The following is a 1412-nucleotide window of genomic DNA, read 5'->3' as shown; positions in this document are numbered from 1 at the left end:
GCCAGCGCGAGCGGGTCACCGTTGGACCGTCGCGGTCACCGCGTCGAGGTCGCGCCCAGCCGCGCCAGCTCCGCGTCCGTCCCGCCGAGGGCGGCGAGCGCCTCGGCCGCCGCGCGCCGGGCCGCCTCGGCCTCCGCGAGTCGCGCGACAGCAGCGCCGACCAGACCCGCTCCACCCGGCCGACCGCCTGCACGACCTCCTCGTACAGGCCGGTCATGCGCTCGACGGCGGCGCGCAGCGTCAGCCGTTCACCGGACGGGACGTGCAGCAGCGTGCGGCGTTCCAGCGGAACCTCGGCGGCGGGCAGCTCGATCGACGGGCCCGCGAGCAGGCGGGTGAGCTCCGCCAGCCGCCACTGCCCGAGCCTGCCGGACCGGGCGCGGATCTCCTCGGCCTCGCCGACGGCGCGGCGGTAGAGGTCGAACAGCGTCCACAGGGATTCCACGCCGGAGCGCACGGCGGCCTGGACGCGACCGGTCTCCCCGGCCGGGGTCGCGCCCTCCAGCAGCCGGTAGCCCTGGTTCGCGTCCAGTTCCAGGAGGGCGGCGCCGATGCGCTCCCGCTCCTCCCGCAGATGTGCCAGCGTCCGGTCGATCTCGTCGCGGCTCATCGGCGGACGCGTCGGTTCACCCAACGCGGGTCCATGGCTCGCCCATGTTCGCCCTGCCATCCCCCGTACCGTGCAAGTTTGGAACCAGTTTTCACCATCCTCGCCCCAACCCTCAAGGATTGAGAAGGATCAAGCTCTCGGGGCCGTCCGGGCCTGCAAAATGTCAGTGTTCGAACGTATTATCGAACCATGGCGAACGTTGCGACGCACCGCAGGACCGCCCCCACCCTGACCGCGCTCTCCGCCGCGGAGATCGCCGCCCTCGCGCTCTCCCTCGCGCACCTGGGCGCCGGCCCACAGGCGGCGACCGCGCGCCGGGCCCTGCGCACCCTCCTGGACACCGTCCCCCACGACGACGTGGCCGGCGCCACGCTGACCACCCTCACCGCGTCCCTGGACGCCTCCACGGCCGACCGCGCCCGCGTGGTCGCCGCCGCCATCAGCGAGCACCGGGTCGTCCGCCTCTGCTACGGCGACGCCGGCGCCAACGTCACGATCCGCGAGGTCGAGCCGGTCACCACGCTCGTCCACCGCGAGCACTGGTACCTCGTCGGCTGGTGCCGGATGCGGCGCGGCGTCCGCGCCTTCCGCTTCGACCGCATCCTGGCCGTCGAGTCCACCGGGATGCCCGCGCGGCCGCGCCGCGCCGACCGTTACCTGCCCTTCCAGCGCCGCAAGGCACCCGTCCGCGCGGGCGGGCCGGCCCACCCGGCGATCCCCTGACCGTCCCGCGCGGCCCCGACATCGACCGGGGCCGGGGCCGCGCGGGCGGTGCGCCGCGGCGGCGGGTCAGGGCCGGGGC

1 protein-coding gene and 1 pseudogene are annotated in these 1412 nt (G+C 75.4%); one reads left to right on the top strand and one right to left on the bottom strand.

Annotated features, from left to right (window positions below; translation table 11 throughout):
- Positions 1–634, bottom strand: a pseudogene (locus tag BJF79_RS39680) (hypothetical protein); the annotation flags it as partial.
- 165 nt (positions 635–799) lie between these two features.
- On the opposite strand from BJF79_RS39680, the gene BJF79_RS39675 reads away from it, so the two are divergent.
- The gene (locus BJF79_RS39675) at positions 800–1333 is read left to right on the top strand and encodes a helix-turn-helix transcriptional regulator (RefSeq protein WP_075905143.1); all 534 of its coding nucleotides are present in this window, start codon (positions 800–802) and stop codon (positions 1331–1333) included.
- Positions 1334–1412: the final 79 nt, after the last annotated feature.

The sequence above is a fragment of the Actinomadura sp. CNU-125 genome, from assembly GCF_001942465.1.
Taxonomy (GTDB): Bacteria; Actinomycetota; Actinomycetes; order Streptosporangiales; family Streptosporangiaceae; genus Spirillospora.
Note: the sequence above shows the minus strand (reverse complement) of the source record. Positions and strands in the feature narration are given on the sequence as shown.